The 16,842-nt window shown below is 64.2% G+C and carries 14 protein-coding genes; 8 read left to right on the top strand and 6 right to left on the bottom strand.

Annotation, left to right across the window (positions count from 1 at the left end; translation table 11 throughout):
- Positions 1 to 42: 42 nt before the first annotated feature.
- Positions 43 to 939 (top strand): polysaccharide deacetylase family protein, encoded by an 897-nt coding sequence (locus Q0D31_RS17275; protein ID WP_291853630.1) that lies wholly within the window; start codon positions 43 to 45, stop codon positions 937 to 939.
- A gap of 61 nt (positions 940 to 1,000) precedes the next feature.
- Positions 1,001 to 1,510 carry a dihydrofolate reductase gene (locus Q0D31_RS17280; RefSeq protein WP_291853853.1) on the top strand — a complete coding sequence of 170 codons (510 nt, stop codon included), beginning with the start codon at positions 1,001 to 1,003 and terminating at the stop codon, positions 1,508 to 1,510.
- A 27-nt stretch (positions 1,511 to 1,537) separates the two neighbouring features.
- On the opposite strand, the gene Q0D31_RS17285 is transcribed toward Q0D31_RS17280, so the two are convergent.
- The 3 genes from Q0D31_RS17285 to aspS form a co-directional block, all read right to left on the bottom strand.
- Complete coding sequence (locus Q0D31_RS17285; protein ID WP_291853633.1) at positions 1,538 to 1,990, bottom strand: DoxX family protein; 453 nt, start codon at positions 1,988 to 1,990, stop codon at positions 1,538 to 1,540.
- Between the two features lie 148 nt (positions 1,991 to 2,138).
- The gene (locus Q0D31_RS17290; RefSeq protein ID WP_291853636.1) at positions 2,139 to 4,448 is read right to left on the bottom strand and encodes an NADP-dependent malic enzyme; all 2,310 of its coding nucleotides are present in this window, start codon (positions 4,446 to 4,448) and stop codon (positions 2,139 to 2,141) included.
- 71 nt (positions 4,449 to 4,519) lie between these two features.
- The gene (gene aspS / locus Q0D31_RS17295) at positions 4,520 to 6,310 is read right to left on the bottom strand and encodes an aspartate--tRNA ligase (protein ID WP_291853639.1); all 1,791 of its coding nucleotides are present in this window, start codon (positions 6,308 to 6,310) and stop codon (positions 4,520 to 4,522) included.
- Positions 6,311 to 6,502: 192 nt separating this feature from the next.
- Here aspS and Q0D31_RS17300 point away from each other — a divergent pair, with 192 nt between their 5' ends.
- The 3 genes from Q0D31_RS17300 (at position 6,503) to rnd (ending at position 10,123) form a co-directional block, all read left to right on the top strand.
- Positions 6,503 to 7,978, top strand: coding sequence for a protein adenylyltransferase SelO (locus tag Q0D31_RS17300; RefSeq protein WP_291853642.1), 1,476 nt, complete (start codon positions 6,503 to 6,505; stop codon positions 7,976 to 7,978).
- A 263-nt stretch (positions 7,979 to 8,241) separates the two neighbouring features.
- Complete coding sequence (locus tag Q0D31_RS17305; RefSeq protein WP_291853645.1) at positions 8,242 to 8,451, top strand: PRC-barrel domain-containing protein; 210 nt, start codon at positions 8,242 to 8,244, stop codon at positions 8,449 to 8,451.
- Positions 8,452 to 8,974: 523 nt separating this feature from the next.
- Positions 8,975 to 10,123: a ribonuclease D gene (rnd, locus tag Q0D31_RS17310; protein ID WP_291853648.1), complete on the top strand. Its 1,149-nt coding sequence runs from the start codon at positions 8,975 to 8,977 to the stop codon at positions 10,121 to 10,123.
- Positions 10,124 to 10,279: 156 nt separating this feature from the next.
- Here the strand turns inward: rnd and Q0D31_RS17315 are convergent, their stop codons facing one another.
- Both Q0D31_RS17315 and Q0D31_RS17320 read right to left on the bottom strand, forming a co-directional pair.
- A complete protein-coding gene (locus Q0D31_RS17315) occupies positions 10,280 to 10,975 on the bottom strand; it encodes an exopolysaccharide biosynthesis protein (protein ID WP_366518529.1) in 696 nt (231 codons plus the stop codon).
- Between the two features lie 7 nt (positions 10,976 to 10,982).
- On the bottom strand, positions 10,983 to 11,993 hold the full coding sequence (locus tag Q0D31_RS17320; protein WP_291853651.1) for a TerC family protein: 1,011 nt from the start codon (positions 11,991 to 11,993) through the stop codon (positions 10,983 to 10,985).
- A 262-nt stretch (positions 11,994 to 12,255) separates the two neighbouring features.
- Between Q0D31_RS17320 and Q0D31_RS17325 the strand changes: the two genes are divergently transcribed.
- The 3 genes from Q0D31_RS17325 to ftsH are packed head-to-tail and all read left to right on the top strand — an operon-like array spanning position 12,256 to position 15,591.
- Positions 12,256 to 12,666: a hypothetical protein gene (locus tag Q0D31_RS17325; protein ID WP_291853655.1), complete on the top strand. Its 411-nt coding sequence runs from the start codon at positions 12,256 to 12,258 to the stop codon at positions 12,664 to 12,666.
- A complete protein-coding gene (locus Q0D31_RS17330; protein ID WP_291853658.1) occupies positions 12,660 to 13,631 on the top strand; it encodes a lipid kinase in 972 nt (323 codons plus the stop codon). The genes Q0D31_RS17325 and Q0D31_RS17330 overlap by 7 nt, the downstream gene beginning before the upstream one ends.
- A gap of 58 nt (positions 13,632 to 13,689) precedes the next feature.
- Positions 13,690 to 15,591 carry an ATP-dependent zinc metalloprotease FtsH gene (gene ftsH / locus Q0D31_RS17335; RefSeq protein WP_291853662.1) on the top strand — a complete coding sequence of 634 codons (1,902 nt, stop codon included), beginning with the start codon at positions 13,690 to 13,692 and terminating at the stop codon, positions 15,589 to 15,591.
- Positions 15,592 to 15,622: 31 nt separating this feature from the next.
- On the opposite strand, the gene Q0D31_RS17340 is transcribed toward ftsH, so the two are convergent.
- Entirely contained in the window at positions 15,623 to 16,723 is a 1,101-nt protein-coding gene (locus Q0D31_RS17340) for an autotransporter outer membrane beta-barrel domain-containing protein (protein ID WP_291853665.1), read from the bottom strand.
- Between the last annotated feature and the right edge of the window lie 119 nt (positions 16,724 to 16,842).

A 16,842-nucleotide genomic window follows, 5' to 3' on the forward strand; every position in this document is an offset into this window, starting at 1 on the left:
GCACCGGCGACCGGGCCACAAATGGATTTTGGGGAAAACAACATGCGCATAGCAGCAGGGTTGATCTTTGCAGGCGCGGTGACACTGCTGGCGTCGGGTGCGGCCTGGTCGCAGGCGCCGGCTTCGCCGCAGGCGGCCCCGACCCGCCCGCCCTGCAACAACCCGGGCGCGCTCGGCATCGGCCGCACCGTCGAGATCGACACGACAGGAGGTCCCGGATTCGGCTTCGAGCATTTCAAGGATCTCGACTTCCTGCGCGACAAGGAAGTGGTGTTGACCTTCGACGACGGCCCCTGGCCGGTCAACACGCCCGCGGTCTTGAAAGCGCTCGCGGAAGAATGCACCACGGGCATCTTTTTCCCGATCGGCAAGCACGCCACCTATTTTCCGGAAATTCTCAGGCAGGTGATGGCGGCGGGTCATACCATCGGATCGCACACCTGGTCGCATGCCGCCCTCATCAACAAGAAGCTGGACGAGCAGCAGCGCAAGGACGAGGTCGAGAAAGGCTTCAGCGCCGTGAAGTGGGCGCTTGGCGGCAAGGCGCCGGCGCCGTTCTTCCGTTTCCCGGCGCTGCAGCACCCGCCGGAGATGGTGACCTATCTCGGCACCCGCAACATCGCGATCTTCTCCTGCGATCTCGATTCCTTCGACTTCAAGGCAAGCAAGCCGCAAACCGTGATCGACAATGTGATGCGCAAGGTCGACAAGCTCGGCAAGGGCATCATCCTGATGCACGACTTCCAGAAACACACCGCCGAGGCGCTGCCCGATCTGTTGAAGCGGCTGAAGGCCGGCGGTTACAAGGTAGTCGCGATGCGCGCCAAGGCGCCGGTGCAAACCATCGCCCAGTATGACGAGGGCGTCGTCAAGGACCTGAAGCTGCCGACCATGAATTCGCGTCCGGTTTCCAGCGTCGTGCAGACGATCTCGGAATAACGCGGCCAGGCCGGTGCCGGAGCCGCGCATCGAAGGATACGTCATCGTCTCCGCCGACGGCATGCTGGCGGACGCGCGCAATCTCATGCCCGACGAATTGAAGTTCGAGGGTGACAAGGCGTTCTTCAGCGCCGCCCTTGACCATGCCGACCTCGTCCTGCACGGCCGCAATTCCTACGAGGACCAGCCGAACTCGCCGCGGCGCAAACGGATCGTCCTGACGCGCAAGGTCGGAGCGATCGCGACCGACCCATTAAATCCGAACGCGACCCTGTGGAATCCCGCCGGCGCACCCTTTGCCGCCGCCTGCACGCATGCCGGCGTCGACAGCGGCACCATCGCGGTGATCGGCGGCCCCGGCGTATTCGGCTTGTTCATGGACCGCTACGACGTATTCTGGCTCTCGGTGGCCTCGCGGGTGCGGCTTCCCGGCGGCGAACCCTGCTTTCCCGGCGTCCCCGCGTATTCTCCGCAGGACATCCTGGCCGCGCACGGTCTGCACCCCGGCGCGCCGAAGACGCTCGATGCGGCCGAGGGCGTCACCGTGACGCCATGGCGGCGCGGCGCCTGAACAGGCGCCGCCACGGCGCCAACTGGCTCAGCCGTCGCCGTAGGCCGGTTCGTCCCGCCGCGGCCCGCGGCCATAGCCCACGATCATGAACAGGGCGCCGATGATCGACAGGTTCTTCAAGGCCTCGATCAATGTCCTGGCGTTGTCGGGCGCCGCCTGATTCCAGAAATCGTGGAAGTAGAAGGTGGCGGCGAGCACAAACAGGATCAGCAGGATCGCGAAGAATCTCGCCAGGAAATTCACCGCGATCATCAAACCGGCAAGAATCTCCAGCCCGCCGACCGCAATCGCCAGCAATTGCGGCGTCGGCATGCCGGTCATGCTCTCGAGCTGCAACGTGTAGGGCGCGAGCAGCGCGGGGATGGTCACCTTGGAGGCAATGAAGTCCGCCGTTTGCTGGATCGCAAAGAGCTTGGTTGCGCCTGTGTACATGAAGAGCACGGCGAACAGGATCCGCCCGAAAATAACGAACGCTGGCATGAACAGGCCTCGTTGAGATGGCAATGCAGGATTGACACGCGGCACAATGACTATGGGCGTTTCGCCGCCGCTTTTCAAACTCCGAAATCGGAACGCCCCACCCTCGCAATCAAGCCCCCGATAGCAGCAGAACCAAGGCCATTCCTGGTTAGCCGAACAGGGTCGGCTGCGCGCGGCCTGCACGTTCCTGGGCTTCGACGGCGGCAACCGCCGTCATGTTCAGCACGCCACGCGCCGTCACGCCGGGGGTGAGAATATGCGCCGGCCGGGCCGGGCCGATCAGAATTGGCCCGACCGGCAACGCGTCAGCCAGCGACTTGATCATCTGGTAGGCGACGTTGGCGGTGTCGAGGTTCGGCATGATGAGGATGTTGGCCTCGCCCTCCAGGTTCGAGTGCGGCAGCACCAGCCTGCGCGCGGCCGCGGAGAGCGCGGTATCGCCCTGCATCTCGCCGTCGGCCTCGATTTCCGGGTGCTTTTCCTTCAAGAGCGCGGTGGCGCGGCGCATCTTGCGGGAGGAATCGGTATCGTAGCTGCCGAAGTCGGAATGTGACACGAACGCGACGCGCGGTTTCATGTTGAACCGTTGCACGTGGATCGCCGCCAGCGACGCCACTTCGGCAAGCTCTTCGGCGCTCGGATTGGGCCGCACCTGCGTATCGGCGATGAAATAGGAGCCCTTGCTGGTGATCATCATCGCCAGCGCCGCGAAGTCGCTGACGCCCGGCAGGAATCCTACGATCTCGCGGACATGGCGCAGATGGCTCATGTAGCGGCCCTCGACGCCGCAGATCATGGCGTCGGCCTCGCCGCGGACCACCGCGAGCGCGGCGATCACGGTGGCGTTGGTGCGAACCACGGTGCGCGCGGCTTCCGGCGTGACGCCGTGCCGGCCGGCCACGTCGATATAGGTCTGCACGTAGGAGCGGTAGCGCGGATCGTCCTCGGGGTTGACGAGGTCGAAATCCTTGCCGGCCTCGATCGCAAGGCCGAACCGCTTGATCCTGGCCTCGACCACGGACGGCCGCCCGACCAGGATCGGCCGCGCCAGCTTTTCCTCAAGCACGACCTGGGTGGCGCGCAGCACCCGCTCGTCCTCGCCCTCGGCGTAGATCACCCGAACCGGCTGCGTCTTGGCCTTGGCGAACACCGGCTTCATGACCAGACCGGAGCGGAATGCGAAGCGCTCCAGCAGCGCGGTATATTCGTCGAAATTGCTGATCGGGCGCGTCGCCACCCCGGAGTCCATCGCCGCTTTCGCCACCGCCGGCGCGATGCGCAGGATCAGCCGCGGGTCGAATGGGCTCGGGATCAGCGAGCCCGGTCCAAACCCCTGGGTCTCGCTGCCGTCGAAGCCGTGCGCCACCGCATCCGACGGCGGATCGCGCGCCAGCTGCGCGATCGCATCGACCGCGGCATGCTTCATTTCCTCGTTGATGGCGGTGGCGCCGACGTCGAGCGCGCCACGGAAGATAAAGGGAAAGCACAGGACGTTATTGACCTGATTGGGAAAGTCCGACCGCCCGGTGCAGATCATCGCATCGGGACGCGCCTTGCGCGCCTCGTCCGGCATGATTTCCGGCGTCGGATTGGCCAGCGCCATCACCAGCGGCTGGTCCGCCATCGCCTTGACCATGTCAGGCTTCAGCACGTCAGGCGCCGACAACCCCAGGAAGATGTCCGCCCCGCCGATCACGTCGGCCAGCACGCGCGCGCTGGTCTTCTGCGCATAGACCGCCTTCCAGCGATCCATCAGCGTGTTGCGTCCCTCATGGACCACGCCGTCGATATCGCAAACCCAGATGTTCTGGCGCTGCGCCCCCAGCGAGACCAGCAGGTTCAGACACGCGATGGCGGCCGCCCCGGCGCCGGAGCAGACGATCTTCACGTCGGGCAGTTTCTTGCCGGTCAGCCGCAGCGCATTGGTGATCGCGGCGCCGACGATGATGGCGGTGCCATGCTGGTCGTCGTGGAACACCGGGATCTTCATCCGCGCCTTGAGCTGCGCCTCGATTTCGAAGCACTCCGGCCCCTTGATGTCCTCAAGATTGATGCCGCCGAAGGTCGGCTCCAGCGCCGCTACGGTTTCGACCACGCGCTCGATCGTATCGGCGGCGATCTCGATGTCGAACACGTCGATCCCGGCGAACTTCTTGAACAGGACGGCCTTGCCCTCCATCACGGGCTTCGAGGCCAGCGGGCCGATATTGCCAAGGCCAAGCACTGCGGTGCCATTGGACACCACGGCAACCAGATTGGCGCGCGCCGTCAGCGACGCCGCTTCGGCCGGATTCCTCGCGATCTCGAGGCAGGCGGCCGCTACGCCGGGGGAATAGGCGAGCGCGAGGTCGCGCTGGTTGGCAAGTGGCTTGGTCGCCTGGATCTCGAGCTTCCCCGGTTTCGGCAGCCGATGATACGCCAGCGCCGCGTCGCGGAGTTCTTCAGAATAGGACGGCATTCAATCCCCCCGCAGGCTGCCAACAGCCCCGAATCCACTTTCGGCGACCGGTCTCCGTTCAAGCCGTGGCGTTATGTTTGCGGCAGATTGAGCCGGATGTGAAGTTCGCGCAACTGCTTGGGTGTCACCTCCGACGGCGCGCCCATCAACAGGTCTTCGGCCCGCTGGTTCATCGGGAAAAGAACGACCTCGCGCAGATTTTCCTCGCCACACAGCAACATGACGATCCGGTCGATCCCGGGTGCGATGCCGCCATGCGGCGGCGCGCCGAGCGAGAGCGCGCGCAGCATGCCGCCGAATTTGGCCTCCAGCACATCCTCGGGATAGCCCGCAATCGCGAACGCCTTCTTCATGACGTCGGGACGATGGTTGCGGATCGCACCGGACGACAGTTCGATGCCGTTGCAGACGATATCGTACTGGATCGCCTTCAGGCCAAGCAGCGCATCGTTGTCGTTTGGATCGAGCGCGAGGAACGCCTCCGGCTCGATATTGGGCATCGAGAACGGATTGTGGGAGAAGTCGATTTTCTTCTCCTCCTCGTTCCATTCGTACATCGGGAAATCGACGATCCAGCAAAACTCGAAGCGGTCCTTGGCGACCAGGTTGAGCTCCTCGCCGAGCCTGGTGCGGGCAAGGCCTGCGAACTTCCAGAACTTCTCGGGATCGCCGGCGACGAAGAAGGCCGCATCGCCTTCCTTCAAGCCGAGCTGCCCGCGGATCGCAACCGTCCGCTCGGCGCCGATATTGTTGGCGAGCGGACCTGCTCCCTCGCCGCCCTCGCGCCACATGATGTAGCCGAGCCCCGGCTGGCCCTCGCCCTGCGCCCAGGAGTTCATCCGGTCGCAGAACGCGCGGGAGCCGCCCCCGGTGGCCGGAATCGCCCAAACCCGGTTCTTGGGGTCTTCCAGCATCCGCGCAAACACCTTGAACCCGGAGCCGCGGAAATGCTCGGAGACGTCCTGCATCTCGATCGGATTGCGCAGATCCGGTTTGTCGGACCCGTACTTCGTCACCGCCTCCTTGTAGGGGATCAGCGGAAACTTCGCCGTCACCGGCTTGCCGCCGGCGAATTCCTCGAACACCCCGCGCATGACAGGCTCGACCGCGCTGAACACGTCGGCCTGGGTCACAAAACTCATCTCGACGTCGAGCTGATAGAACTCGCCGGGCGAGCGGTCGGCGCGCGCGTCCTCGTCGCGAAAACATGGCGCGATCTGGAAATAGCGGTCGAAACCCGCGATCATCGTCAGCTGCTTGAACTGCTGCGGCGCCTGGGGCAGTGCGTAGAACTTGCCGGGGTGCAGCCGCGACGGCACCAGGAAGTCGCGCGCGCCCTCCGGCGAGGACGCCGTCAGGATGGGGGTCTGGAACTCGAAGAAGCCCTGATCTTTCATCCGCTTGCGGATCGAATCGATGATCTGGCCACGCTTGATGATGTTCCGGTGCAGCCGCTCGCGACGCAGATCGAGGAAACGATACTTGAGCCTGATGTCTTCAGGATAATCCTGCTCGCCGAACACCGGCATCGGCAGATCGCCGGCCGGGCCCAGCACCTCGATCTCGCTGATGTAGATCTCGACCATGCCGGTCGGCAGTTCCGGGTTGTCGGTGCCTTCGGGCCGGCGGCGGACCTTGCCGTCGATCCGCACCACCCATTCCGAGCGGAATTTCTCGACGTCCTTGAACGCCGGAGAATCCGGGTCGGCGACGCACTGGGTCAGCCCGTAATGGTCGCGCAGATCGATGAACAGCACGCCGCCATGGTCGCGGATACGATGGCACCAGCCGGAAAGGCGGACGGATTGGCCGATGTCGCTCTCGCGCAGCGCGCCGCAGGTATGTGACCGGTAGCGATGCATGGAATTCCCAAAAACAGATGCATGAGGCCAGAATCGGCGGCAAAAGCCGTTCCGAGTTGCGCAGGGTTTACCCGACGCGGCCGGGGGCGGCAACCAATGGCGGGGGCTGTTTCCTGCCCTCCAGGTGACATTTCCGGCCGCGTCTGACCTTGCCCCGTTTGCCTATTCCCGGGCTGTCCCTATCTTGGGGTCATGACCTTGCATTTCCCGTTCCAGAACAGCTATGCGGCGCTGCCGGCGAACTTTTTCGCCCGCGTCGCGCCGACCCCGGTAGCTACCCCCCGGCTGATCAAGCTCAACCGGGCGCTTGCGGTCCAGCTCGGCCTCGATCCCGACTTGCTGGCGAGCCCGGAAGGGACTGAGATCCTGGCCGGAAAGCGCCTGCCCGACGGCGCCGATCCGATCGCCATGGCCTATGCCGGCCACCAGTTCGGCCATTTCGTGCCGCAGCTCGGCGATGGCCGCGCCATCCTGCTCGGCGAGGTCATCGACCAGGATGGCCTCCGCCGCGACATCCAGCTCAAGGGCTCCGGCCCGACGCCGTTCTCGCGCCGGGGCGATGGCCGCGCCGCGCTGGGGCCGGTGCTGCGCGAATACATCGTCAGCGAGGCGATGTTCGCGCTCGGCATCCCCACCACCCGCTCGCTCGCCGCCGTGACCTCGGGCGAGCGCGTCCAGCGTGAGACCATGTTGCCCGGCGCGGTGCTGACACGGGTGGCCTCAAGCCACATCCGCGTCGGCACCTTCCAGTTCTTTGCCGCGCGCGGCGACACCGATGGGGTGCGCCAGCTCGCCGACCATGTGATCGCCAGGCATTACCCGGATGTTGCGAACGCCGACCGCCCCTATCACGCGCTGCTCGCAGGCGTCGTCGCCCGCCAGGCCGACCTGGTCGCGCGCTGGCTCCTGGTCGGCTTCATCCACGGCGTCATGAACACCGACAATTGCTCGATCGCGGGCGAGACCATCGACTACGGCCCCTGCGCCTTCATGGACGACTACAACCCCGCGCAGGTGTTCTCCTCGATCGACGAGATGGGCCGCTACGCCTACGCCAACCAGCCGCGGATCGCGCTGTGGAACCTGACGCGGCTGGCCGAATGCCTGCTGCCGCTGTTGTCCGACGACAACGACAAGGCGATCGAACAGGCGCAAGCCATCCTCGGCGAATTCGCCGAACAATTCAGCGCCGCCTATCCGGCCGGGCTGCGCCGCAAGATCGGTCTCTTCACTGCGCGCGATGGCGACGAGGCGCTGGTGCAGGATCTGCTGGATGCCATGGCGAAGAACCAGGCCGACTTCACCATCACCTTCCGCCGGTTGTCGGATGCCGCGGGCGATGGCGCCGGCGACACGGCGAGAGATCAGTTCACCGATCCCGCCGCGTTCGACGAATGGGCCGCGCGCTGGCGCCGGCGCCTCGCCGAAGAGCCGCAATCCGCCGGCGAACGGCAGGCCGCGATGCGCGCGGTCAACCCGGCCTTCATTCCGCGCAACCACCGCGTCGAAGCCGTGATCCAGGCTGCGATGAACAATGACGATTACGCACCCTTCGAGGAATTGCTGACGGTGCTGGCGAAGCCGTTTGAGGATCAGCCGGTTTACGCGTCCTATATGGAACCGCCGCTGCCGGAGCAACGCGTGCTGCAGACGTTTTGCGGGACGTGATTCTCGTAGGATGGGTAGAGCGTAGCGAAACCCATCAATACTTGCGTGGAGGCGGCGTGATGGGTTTCGCTGCGCTCTACCCATCCTACGTGCTGCTTCGCTTCGCGATAGGGTCACGACTTCGTCAAACTTCAATGTGATTGCAGTCCAATCGATGCTCTCTTCCTGCACATGGCCTGCGGACAACATCTGCTACACCATCTTCAATCGATGTGACTCTTCCATCGATGTAAACGCTCGTCCTGTTCGGGAGAAACGTCACAATGTCCACTGCGGAGCTCTTTGCGTCCACGATCTTGAGCGCTTTTGGGCAGGCGGAGGCTGAGCTTGTCGGCAAGTCCGTGGTCCTCACAGACGGAAAGGCGGGAACGGTGGAGAACATTTGGCTGGACGAGTTTCACGGTTTGCGGCTCTCAATCAAAGACCACGTTGGAAAGTGGCCTGTCTCAGCCGTAAAGTTTGTGCAGAAGTAACGGCAGAAAACCCCGCCTTGACGCACTGATGGCTGGCACATGCGCGGCGGTCGGGACCCGTCGCGCTTCCAGGTCCCACTCAAGGGTTCCAACTCGGGCACGCCGTTAACCGCAATCCTTAAGCGCGCGTCCACCATCCGCCGACGCACTTTCGCCCCACTTTCGCAAGTTAAGCAGCCGTCAACGCGCTCCCGACAATTCTAGCGATCTATCGGGGGAGAATTGCCGTGGACGCCTTTGCTTTCGAATTGATGGGACTGGGAATGATTGCGCTCTGCCTCGCGGTGCTTGCGATACCGTCGGGCCGGCGACCCTCGCGGCACGTCCGCTACGAGTGACGTCTTCTCGGATACCGTATTGTTCCGGGATTGGCAGTGACATGGGAGCCAGGGCCCGTTCGGCCTGAACCGCCGAAACCCGCAAAAATGCTGCCCGGCTTGCATGCAGGGCTGAATTCCCGTTCAACACCCTTGACATATCAACGCTTTCGGCAGAACGCCTGTCGAAAGCGTATGGATTGTTCATGGACCTGATTGCCACCACTGCCGACCTTGCGGCCGCCTGTTCCCGACTGGCCCAGCACAAGGTCATCACCGTCGACACCGAGTTCCTGCGGGAAACGACCTACTACCCCCTGCTCTGCGTCGTGCAGATCGCCAGCGCGGACGAGGCCGTCGTGATCGACACCCTGGCCCCCGGAATCGACCTCAAGCCGTTCTTCGAGCTGATGGGCAACGAGGCGGTGCTGAAGGTATTCCATGCCGCGCGCCAGGACATCGAAATCGTCTGGCACCAGTCCGGCACCATTCCGCACCCGATCTTCGACACGCAGGTCGCCGCGATGGTGCTGGGTTACGGCGAGAGCATCGCCTATGACCAGTTGGTCGAGCGCGTCACCGGCCACCGGCCGGACAAGACCCACCGCTTCACCGACTGGTCGCGGCGGCCGCTGACATCAGAGCAGATGCATTATGCGATCTCCGACGTCACCCATCTGCGCGACGTCTTCGCCGCCCTCGACGCCGACCTGAAGAAGCGCGGGCGCAGCGACTGGGTCAGCGAGGAAATGGAAGTCCTGACTTCGCCGCGCACCTACGACTTCCACCCCGAGCGCGCCTGGGAGCGGCTGAAGACGCGGGTCCGCAAACCGAAGGAACTCGCGGTGCTGATGGAAGTCGCGGCCTGGCGCGAGCAGGAAGCGCAAAGCCGCGACGTGCCGCGCGGCCGGGTGCTGAAGGACGATGCGGTCAGCGACATCGCGACCCACGCGCCGACTACGCCCGAGCGTCTGGCCAATCTGCGATCGCTGCCGAAGGGCTTCGACCGCTCCAAATGGGGCAGCGACATCATCGCCGCCGTGCACCGCGGCCTCGCCCGCGACCAGGCGACGCTGCCGAAGCTGGAAAAGCCGCGCGGCAATTCCAATGGCGCTGCGACCGTCGAACTGCTCAAGGTGCTGCTGCGGATGACCTCGGAGCGCCACGCGGTCGCCAGCAAGGTGATCGCCACCGTCGACGATCTCGACCAGATCGCCGCCGACGATGCAGCCGACGTCGCCGCGTTGCGCGGCTGGCGGCGCGAATTGTTCGGCGAAGCCGCGATCGCGCTCAAGCACGGCAAGTTGGCGCTGGCGATCGAAAAAGGCCGCGTCGTCAGGGTCGACCGCGCCTAGAGCGGGATGACTTTTCTTCGAATCGCCATTCCCGCTCTGGCCCTTTGTTTGCGCATGATCTCTTCGGAAAACCGCTACACACTTTTCCGGATCATGCGTCAGGCAGCGCAGTCTGGCTCTGTTCACAATGCTGACGACGATACGGATCGCTTACCTCTAGAATCCAAATGGCCAGCTCGCAAGCAAGGTCGTGGCCGCATCGGCCGCGACACGAAACAGCTCGGCGCCGAAGAAGAACAGCGCCAGCGTCCAAAGCAAAGCCAGGGCGACGATCACCATTGAGATCAGAACCGCCAAGCCGTCGTGGGCAATGAAACCGATCGCCGCCACGAGCAGGGCAATGGCGGGCAGCACGTTTCCGAAGGGAATCGGCAGCACGATGGTGACCGCCATGACCAGAAGCGGCGCAGCAAACGACATCCGCGCGCGGCGCCCGGTCAACCAGCTCAACCGGTCTTCATGGAGCGCCCGTTCGGGAACGCTGACGAGCGGCAGCGCGCGTCGGATCACCGCCCGCAGGAATTGGCGCGGGACGGCCCGCGAGCGCAGCCGCTCCGGCAGCCAAAGGCGGCTGGCGCCGAACATGATCTGCAGCGCGACCAGGGAAAGCAGGGCGCCAAAGACCATGCCGAAGGGACCCGGCACGGGGATGATGGTCGGCAATGTCAGCACGAGCAGCAACAGCCCAAGGCCCTGTTCGCCCATGTGGTCGACCAACGATCCCGCGGTGAGATCACGCTCGCGAAGCACGCGGGCGACATCCAGCAGCCGCCGCCCGACCGGTCCATGGCGATGACGTACCATCGAACGGGTGGCGGGCTGGCTCAGCTGCTCTTTCGCGAACCGCGTCATCGACGGTTCACGACTTGGCCGATCGGTTCTCCGCGATGTGATCGGGACCCGCGCCGCTGCGCGTCTTCCACAACGAATAGAGAACGCCGAGCGCAAGCAGGCCGAAGGTAACGCCAAGCGCCAGCGATGGCGGCACTTTATCCACCCCGAACAGGTCGGCTATGAAGACCTTCGAGCCGATGAAGATCAACACGGCCGCAAGCGCGAACTTCAGATAGTGGAAGCGATCGACCATCGCCGCGAGCGCAAAATAGAGCGACCGCAAGCCGAGGATCGCGAAGATGTTCGAGGTGTAGACCACGAAGGGATCGGTCGTGATGGCGAATATCGCCGGCACCGAGTCGACCGCAAAGATCAGGTCGGCGATCTCGATCAGGACCAGCGCCAGGAAAAGCGGCGTCATAAACCATCGCAACCGGCCAGCTTTGTCCGGCAGCCGGACCAGGAAGCGCTCGCCGTGGAGCTGGTCGGTGACGTTGCCGTACCGTCGCACCCAGCCGAGCACGGGATTCGCGCCGACATCGAAGTTCTGATCCGCGAAGATCATCATCTTCACGCCGGTAACGATCAGGAACACGGCAAAGACATACAACACCCAACTTGCCTGCGCGACGATTGTGGCGCCTAGCCCGATCATGATCGCGCGCAGAACGATGACACCGAGAATGCCCCAGAACAGCACGCGATGCTGGTACAGGCGCGGAACCGAGAAATAGGCGAAGATCATCGCGATGACGAACACATTGTCCATCGCCAGCGCCTTCTCGACCGCAAACCCCGTCAGGTAGGCCATGCCCGGCTCGGCGCCGAGATACCACCAGACCCAACCGCCGAACGTGAGGCCGAGTGAAATATACACGGCGCTCATCACGAGGCTTTCGGTCACGCCGATCTCGCGGCTTTCCCTGTGCAGGATACCGAGATCGAAGATGAGAAGTGCGATGACGACGGCAACAAAGGCGAGCCACATCCAGGCAGGCTTGCCCAAGAAGTCTGCGGACAGGAAAGCGATATCCACCGGAACAGTCCTCGATCGGCCGACGATTTCGAAAACGATCCGACATCGTGAACGCGCCGACGGCCTTCACCAGAGGAGCCCGGACCCAAAAGGTTCCGTTCCAAATGGTGACGCTGCGCAGTTTCTTCAAGCCGGTGATTGCCGCAACGACCAAATGTAGCAGGCTCTTGCATCGGCATTCCCAATACCCAACATCCACCTGACGAACGCGCAGTTGGCGTTCCGATCTTGGGAGGCTCATCGCCAAGGCAAGCAAAAGTTCATGTACGACATTGAAGATTTTTCCGGACCGGTTTTGGCGCGCTATGGCTCCGAACCAACACGCAAAGCTCATGGAACTGCGACGCTTTGCCTCGCGGCAGGAGGTCGCGCGATGAAGCGTTGGTTCTGGATCGCGGCGGCCGCGCTTGCCGCCCTATGGTTGCTTCTCGCCTGGGGCACTTACGCGTTGATCGGTGCGATTGGCAGGATGCTCGCGAGCAATTCCGACTGGGCGACCGGACACGCCGAAACCGTCGTATGGTTGTCCTGGCTCGCCAATCTCGCGACAAGCCTGGGCCTGTTCGGCGTGGTGTTGATCTGGGTCATCGGCCTGATCGTGATCGCGATCGTCCCGTCGCTGCTGTCCTGGTTCGCGCAACGGCGCTTCCCCGCGGGGCGACCCCGATGGTAGCCGCCGACACATTGACGCGCCCGCAGGCGTTGCAACGACCGTGGTCTCCGCGCGGATGCAGGCTGCTCGTCGTGATCAACCGGCACAGCCGGTCCGGCGGTATAGCGGCAGGCGACGCGATCGCGCGACTGAGCGCCGCAGGATTCCAGTTGGAGGTCTTTTCGCCTGAATGCCCGACCGAGGTCTCACCCTGGATCGAGGCCCATGCCGATGGCGCGGCCGCCGTTGTCATCGCCGGCGGCGACGGCAGCCTTAATGCAGCGGCGCCAGCGCTCGCTCGCACCGGACTGGCGCTTGGAATCTTGCCAACCGGCACCGCCAATGATCTCGCGCGAACCCTCGGCCTGCCGCCAACGATCGAAGCCGCCGCCGATGTCATCGCCGCCGGCCATAGGCGCCAGATCGATCTCGGCGACGTCAACGGCCATCTCTTCTTCAACGTCGCAAGCCTCGGACTCAGCGCTGAACTTGCCCGCCAGCTCAGCCGCGAGACCAAGCGCCGGTTCGGCCGCCTGGGCTATCTTCTCACCGCGATCAGGATCCTCTCCAGCTCAAGGCCGTTTCGGGCCATCATCGTTTCGTCCGAAGAGGCCGTGCGCGTCAGGACGCTGCAGATCGCCGTGGGCAACGGACGGTATTACGGCGGCGGCATGGCCGTCGAGCACTCCGCCGAGATCGACGATTCTCACCTCGATCTCTATTCTCTGGAGTTGTCGGGCGTCTGGAAGCTCATCGCCATGGCAAAGGATTTTCGTCTCGGTCGCCACGGCGCCTGGCGCGAAGTGCGCGCTGCGCGAGGGGCCTCTTTCGAAGTCCGGACCCGACGACCTCGCCCCGTCAATACCGACGGGGAATTGGTTACCTTCACCCCTGCGCGCTTTACGGTTCGGCCCAAGGCGGTAACGGTTATCGTCCCATCGCCCTCCGGGCCGCCACCGCCGGAGATTTCGGAAACCCCCGCCTGATTCCTGCGCAGGTCTGGCGAACGCAATCCCTAAGACATCTATCGATGCAGCGAAACCGATGAACAAGCAGACGCGATTCAACCTTTGGTACACGATGATCGCCATCTTCGGCATCATCCTGATCCACAACGCCTGGACGGGTCTGACGCAAATCGCCCGCATCCCGTACAGCGAGTTTCAGCAACTGCTGGCGGCCGGCAAGATCGCCGAGATCGGCGTGTCGGACAATTTCGTGCAAGGCACGCTGAAAGAGCCGTTGCCGGGCGGGCAGCGCCAGTTCACGACGACCCGCGTCGATCAGAATTTTGCGCGCGAGTTGACCGACGCGAACGTCAAGTTCACCGGCCAGATCGAGAGCAACTTGCTCGGCAACGTGCTGTCCCTGGTGATGCCGATCGTCCTGTTCTTCGGCGTCTGGTACTGGATCTCGCGCCGCATGACGGGGGCCGGTGGTCTGGGAGGCGGCCTGATGCAAATCGGCAAATCGAAGGCCAAGGTCTATGTCGAGGCCGACACCGGGGTCACCTTCGCTGACGTCGCCGGCGTCGATGAGGCCAAGGACGAATTGAAGGAGATCGTCGCCTTCCTGAAAGACCCGAAACACTACGGGCGGCTGGGCGGGCGGATGCCGAAGGGCGTGCTGCTGGTCGGCCCCCCCGGCACCGGCAAGACCTTGCTGGCCAAGGCGGTCGCCGGTGAAGCCGGAGTTCCGTTCTTCTCCATCTCGGGCTCGGAATTCGTTGAAATGTTCGTTGGCGTGGGGGCCGCGCGGGTCCGTGACCTGTTCGAACAGGCGCGTGGCAAGGCCCCGGCGATCATCTTCATCGATGAACTGGATGCGCTCGGCCGAGCCAGGAACGCCGGATTCGCGGGCGGACATGACGAGAAGGAGCAGACCCTGAACCAGCTTCTCGTCGAACTGGACGGGTTTGACGCCAGCGAGGGCGTCGTGCTTCTGGCGGCGACCAATCGTCCGGAGGTGCTGGACCCTGCCTTGTTGCGCGCCGGCCGTTTCGATCGCCAGGTGCTCGTCGACCGGCCGGACAAGGCAGGCCGCATCCAGATCCTCAATGTCCACTTGAAGAAGGCCAAGCTCGGTCCCGACGTCAGCGCCGACACGATCGCAGCCCTGACACCTGGCTTCACCGGCGCCGATCTCGCCAACCTGGTCAATGAGGCGGCGCTGCTGGCGACGCGCCGCGGAGCTGACGCCGTGACGCTCAGCGACTTCAATGCGGCGGTCGAGCGCATCATCGCCGGTCTCGAGAAGCGCAACCGAATTCTGAACGCCAAGGAGCGCGAGATCGTGGCCTACCACGAAATGGGGCATGCGCTGGTCGCGATGGCCCTGCCCGGCAGCGACGTCGTGCACAAGGTCTCGATCATCCCGCGCGGCGTCGGCGCGCTCGGCTACACCATCCAGCGCCCTATCGAGGACCGTTTTCTGATGACGCGCGAGGAACTGATCGACAAGATGTGCGTGCTGCTCGGTGGCCGGGCGGCCGAACTCGTGGTGTTCGGGCATCTGTCTACCGGCGCGGCGGACGATCTCAGGCGAGTGACCGACATCGCGCGTTCCATGGTGACGAAGTACGGCATGTCCGAGACGATGGGTTCGGTCGCCTATGAACGCGATGCGAGGTCCTTCCTTGGCCCGCAAGGCGTCGGCGCGATGCGCGAGCGCGACTACGGCGAAACAGCCGGCGACGCGATCGATCAGGAAGTGCGAAAGATCGTCGAAAGCGCACTTGCCCGAACGCGCGACCTGCTGGTCGAGCGGCGCGAGCTTCTCGAGCGGACTGCCCGGCGCCTTCTCGAGAAGGAAACGCTGGACGAAGCCGAACTCATCGCACTCGTCAATGCACCCGCGACGCAGCGAGCCGGCAAGCAGGCCGCCGGGACCTTGCAACCCTCACTGATGACCACTGAACCTGCTGTGCGGGACAGTGTAAAGCCGTAGCGGAGGTCCCCGTTCCGGACCACGCATAGAGTCACCATTTCAACTCGACGCCGAACGTTCCTTGATGCGACTGCATCGCGGCGCGGAATTTCGCATCGTAATTGACGTAGAGACGCGCGGTCCGGGTCAGGACCAGCGATGCCGAAGCGCCGGCGTCGGCGCCATAGCGGCTTTCACCGATGCCCTGCAGCGTGATGCGTTTGGCGCCGAGGCTGACGGTGATGTCGGAGAAATTCTGCACGACGTTGTCGACCAGCTTGCCGTAGGCCGACACGTCGAGAACCTTCCGGTCGAGAATCCAATAGTGGCCGGCTTCCGCGCCGATCATGACCCGCGCGCGCTGCACCGATGCGTCGGTCGCCGCGACGGGGTCGAGGCCGCCGGTCTCCTGCAGCGATCCGGTTCTTGCGCGGACATATTCGAATGCCGCCTTCGGCACGATACGGCCCTGGCCGTTGGACCAGTAATAGCTGACCTCGCTGAGCACCCCGTCGAGCCGGGCGTTGTATCCCGCGGTCGCAAGGCCAAGGCCGGTATCGCGGCGCGAGTCGATGTTGCCAAGACCGTGCACGACGGCGCTAGCCCAGGTCCACGCCCCGCTATCGACGGACGCCATGAACGCGAATTGGCTGAGGTCGATCGTGGCCGATTGCAGCGCCAGCGGAATGTCGATCGCCGAGCGACTCTGATCAACGGAGAGACCAATGTTGATGCCCGGCGCCACCCGCGCGCCGATGCCAGCCGCGCCGCCCCAGGTCCTGCGGCTGTCGCCAACGAAATCACCGGTCGCGCCGTTCGTCGTCGTATTGCCGTAGCCCTCGAACCAGGTCCGGTAGCGCGGCGCCTCCGTCAGCACGGAAGCGCCGCCGCCGTCCGGGTTGGTCCGCTGCATCCGGTTGAAGCCGTTGCCGGACTGGCCACCCAGCCGCTCCAGGAAGTGGCTGCCGAGATTGGCCAGCGCCCTGCCCGACGATACCGTCGAATTGACCATGGTCGGGGTCGGTATGCGCTGCGGCGTCAGTTGCGCCCAAGCCGGCGCAACGGATGCGATCGTAACGAATGCAATCACCAGCAGCCGGGCATGACCGATCTCGATTTTCCACCCTCGCCGAAGCCGCGGTGAGCAGCGCATCCAATCATTCCCAAGAGCAAGAAAGCGCCAGCGCGAAAAACGCGCGCAAATCCGATCAGCCACACCGATTTGCCCTGAGTTTTCGGGAAGCGTCAATCGGCACGCGGCCGGCCAGGAGG

The sequence above is a fragment of the Bradyrhizobium sp. genome, from assembly GCF_022844465.1.
Taxonomy (GTDB): Bacteria; Pseudomonadota; Alphaproteobacteria; order Rhizobiales; family Xanthobacteraceae; genus Bradyrhizobium.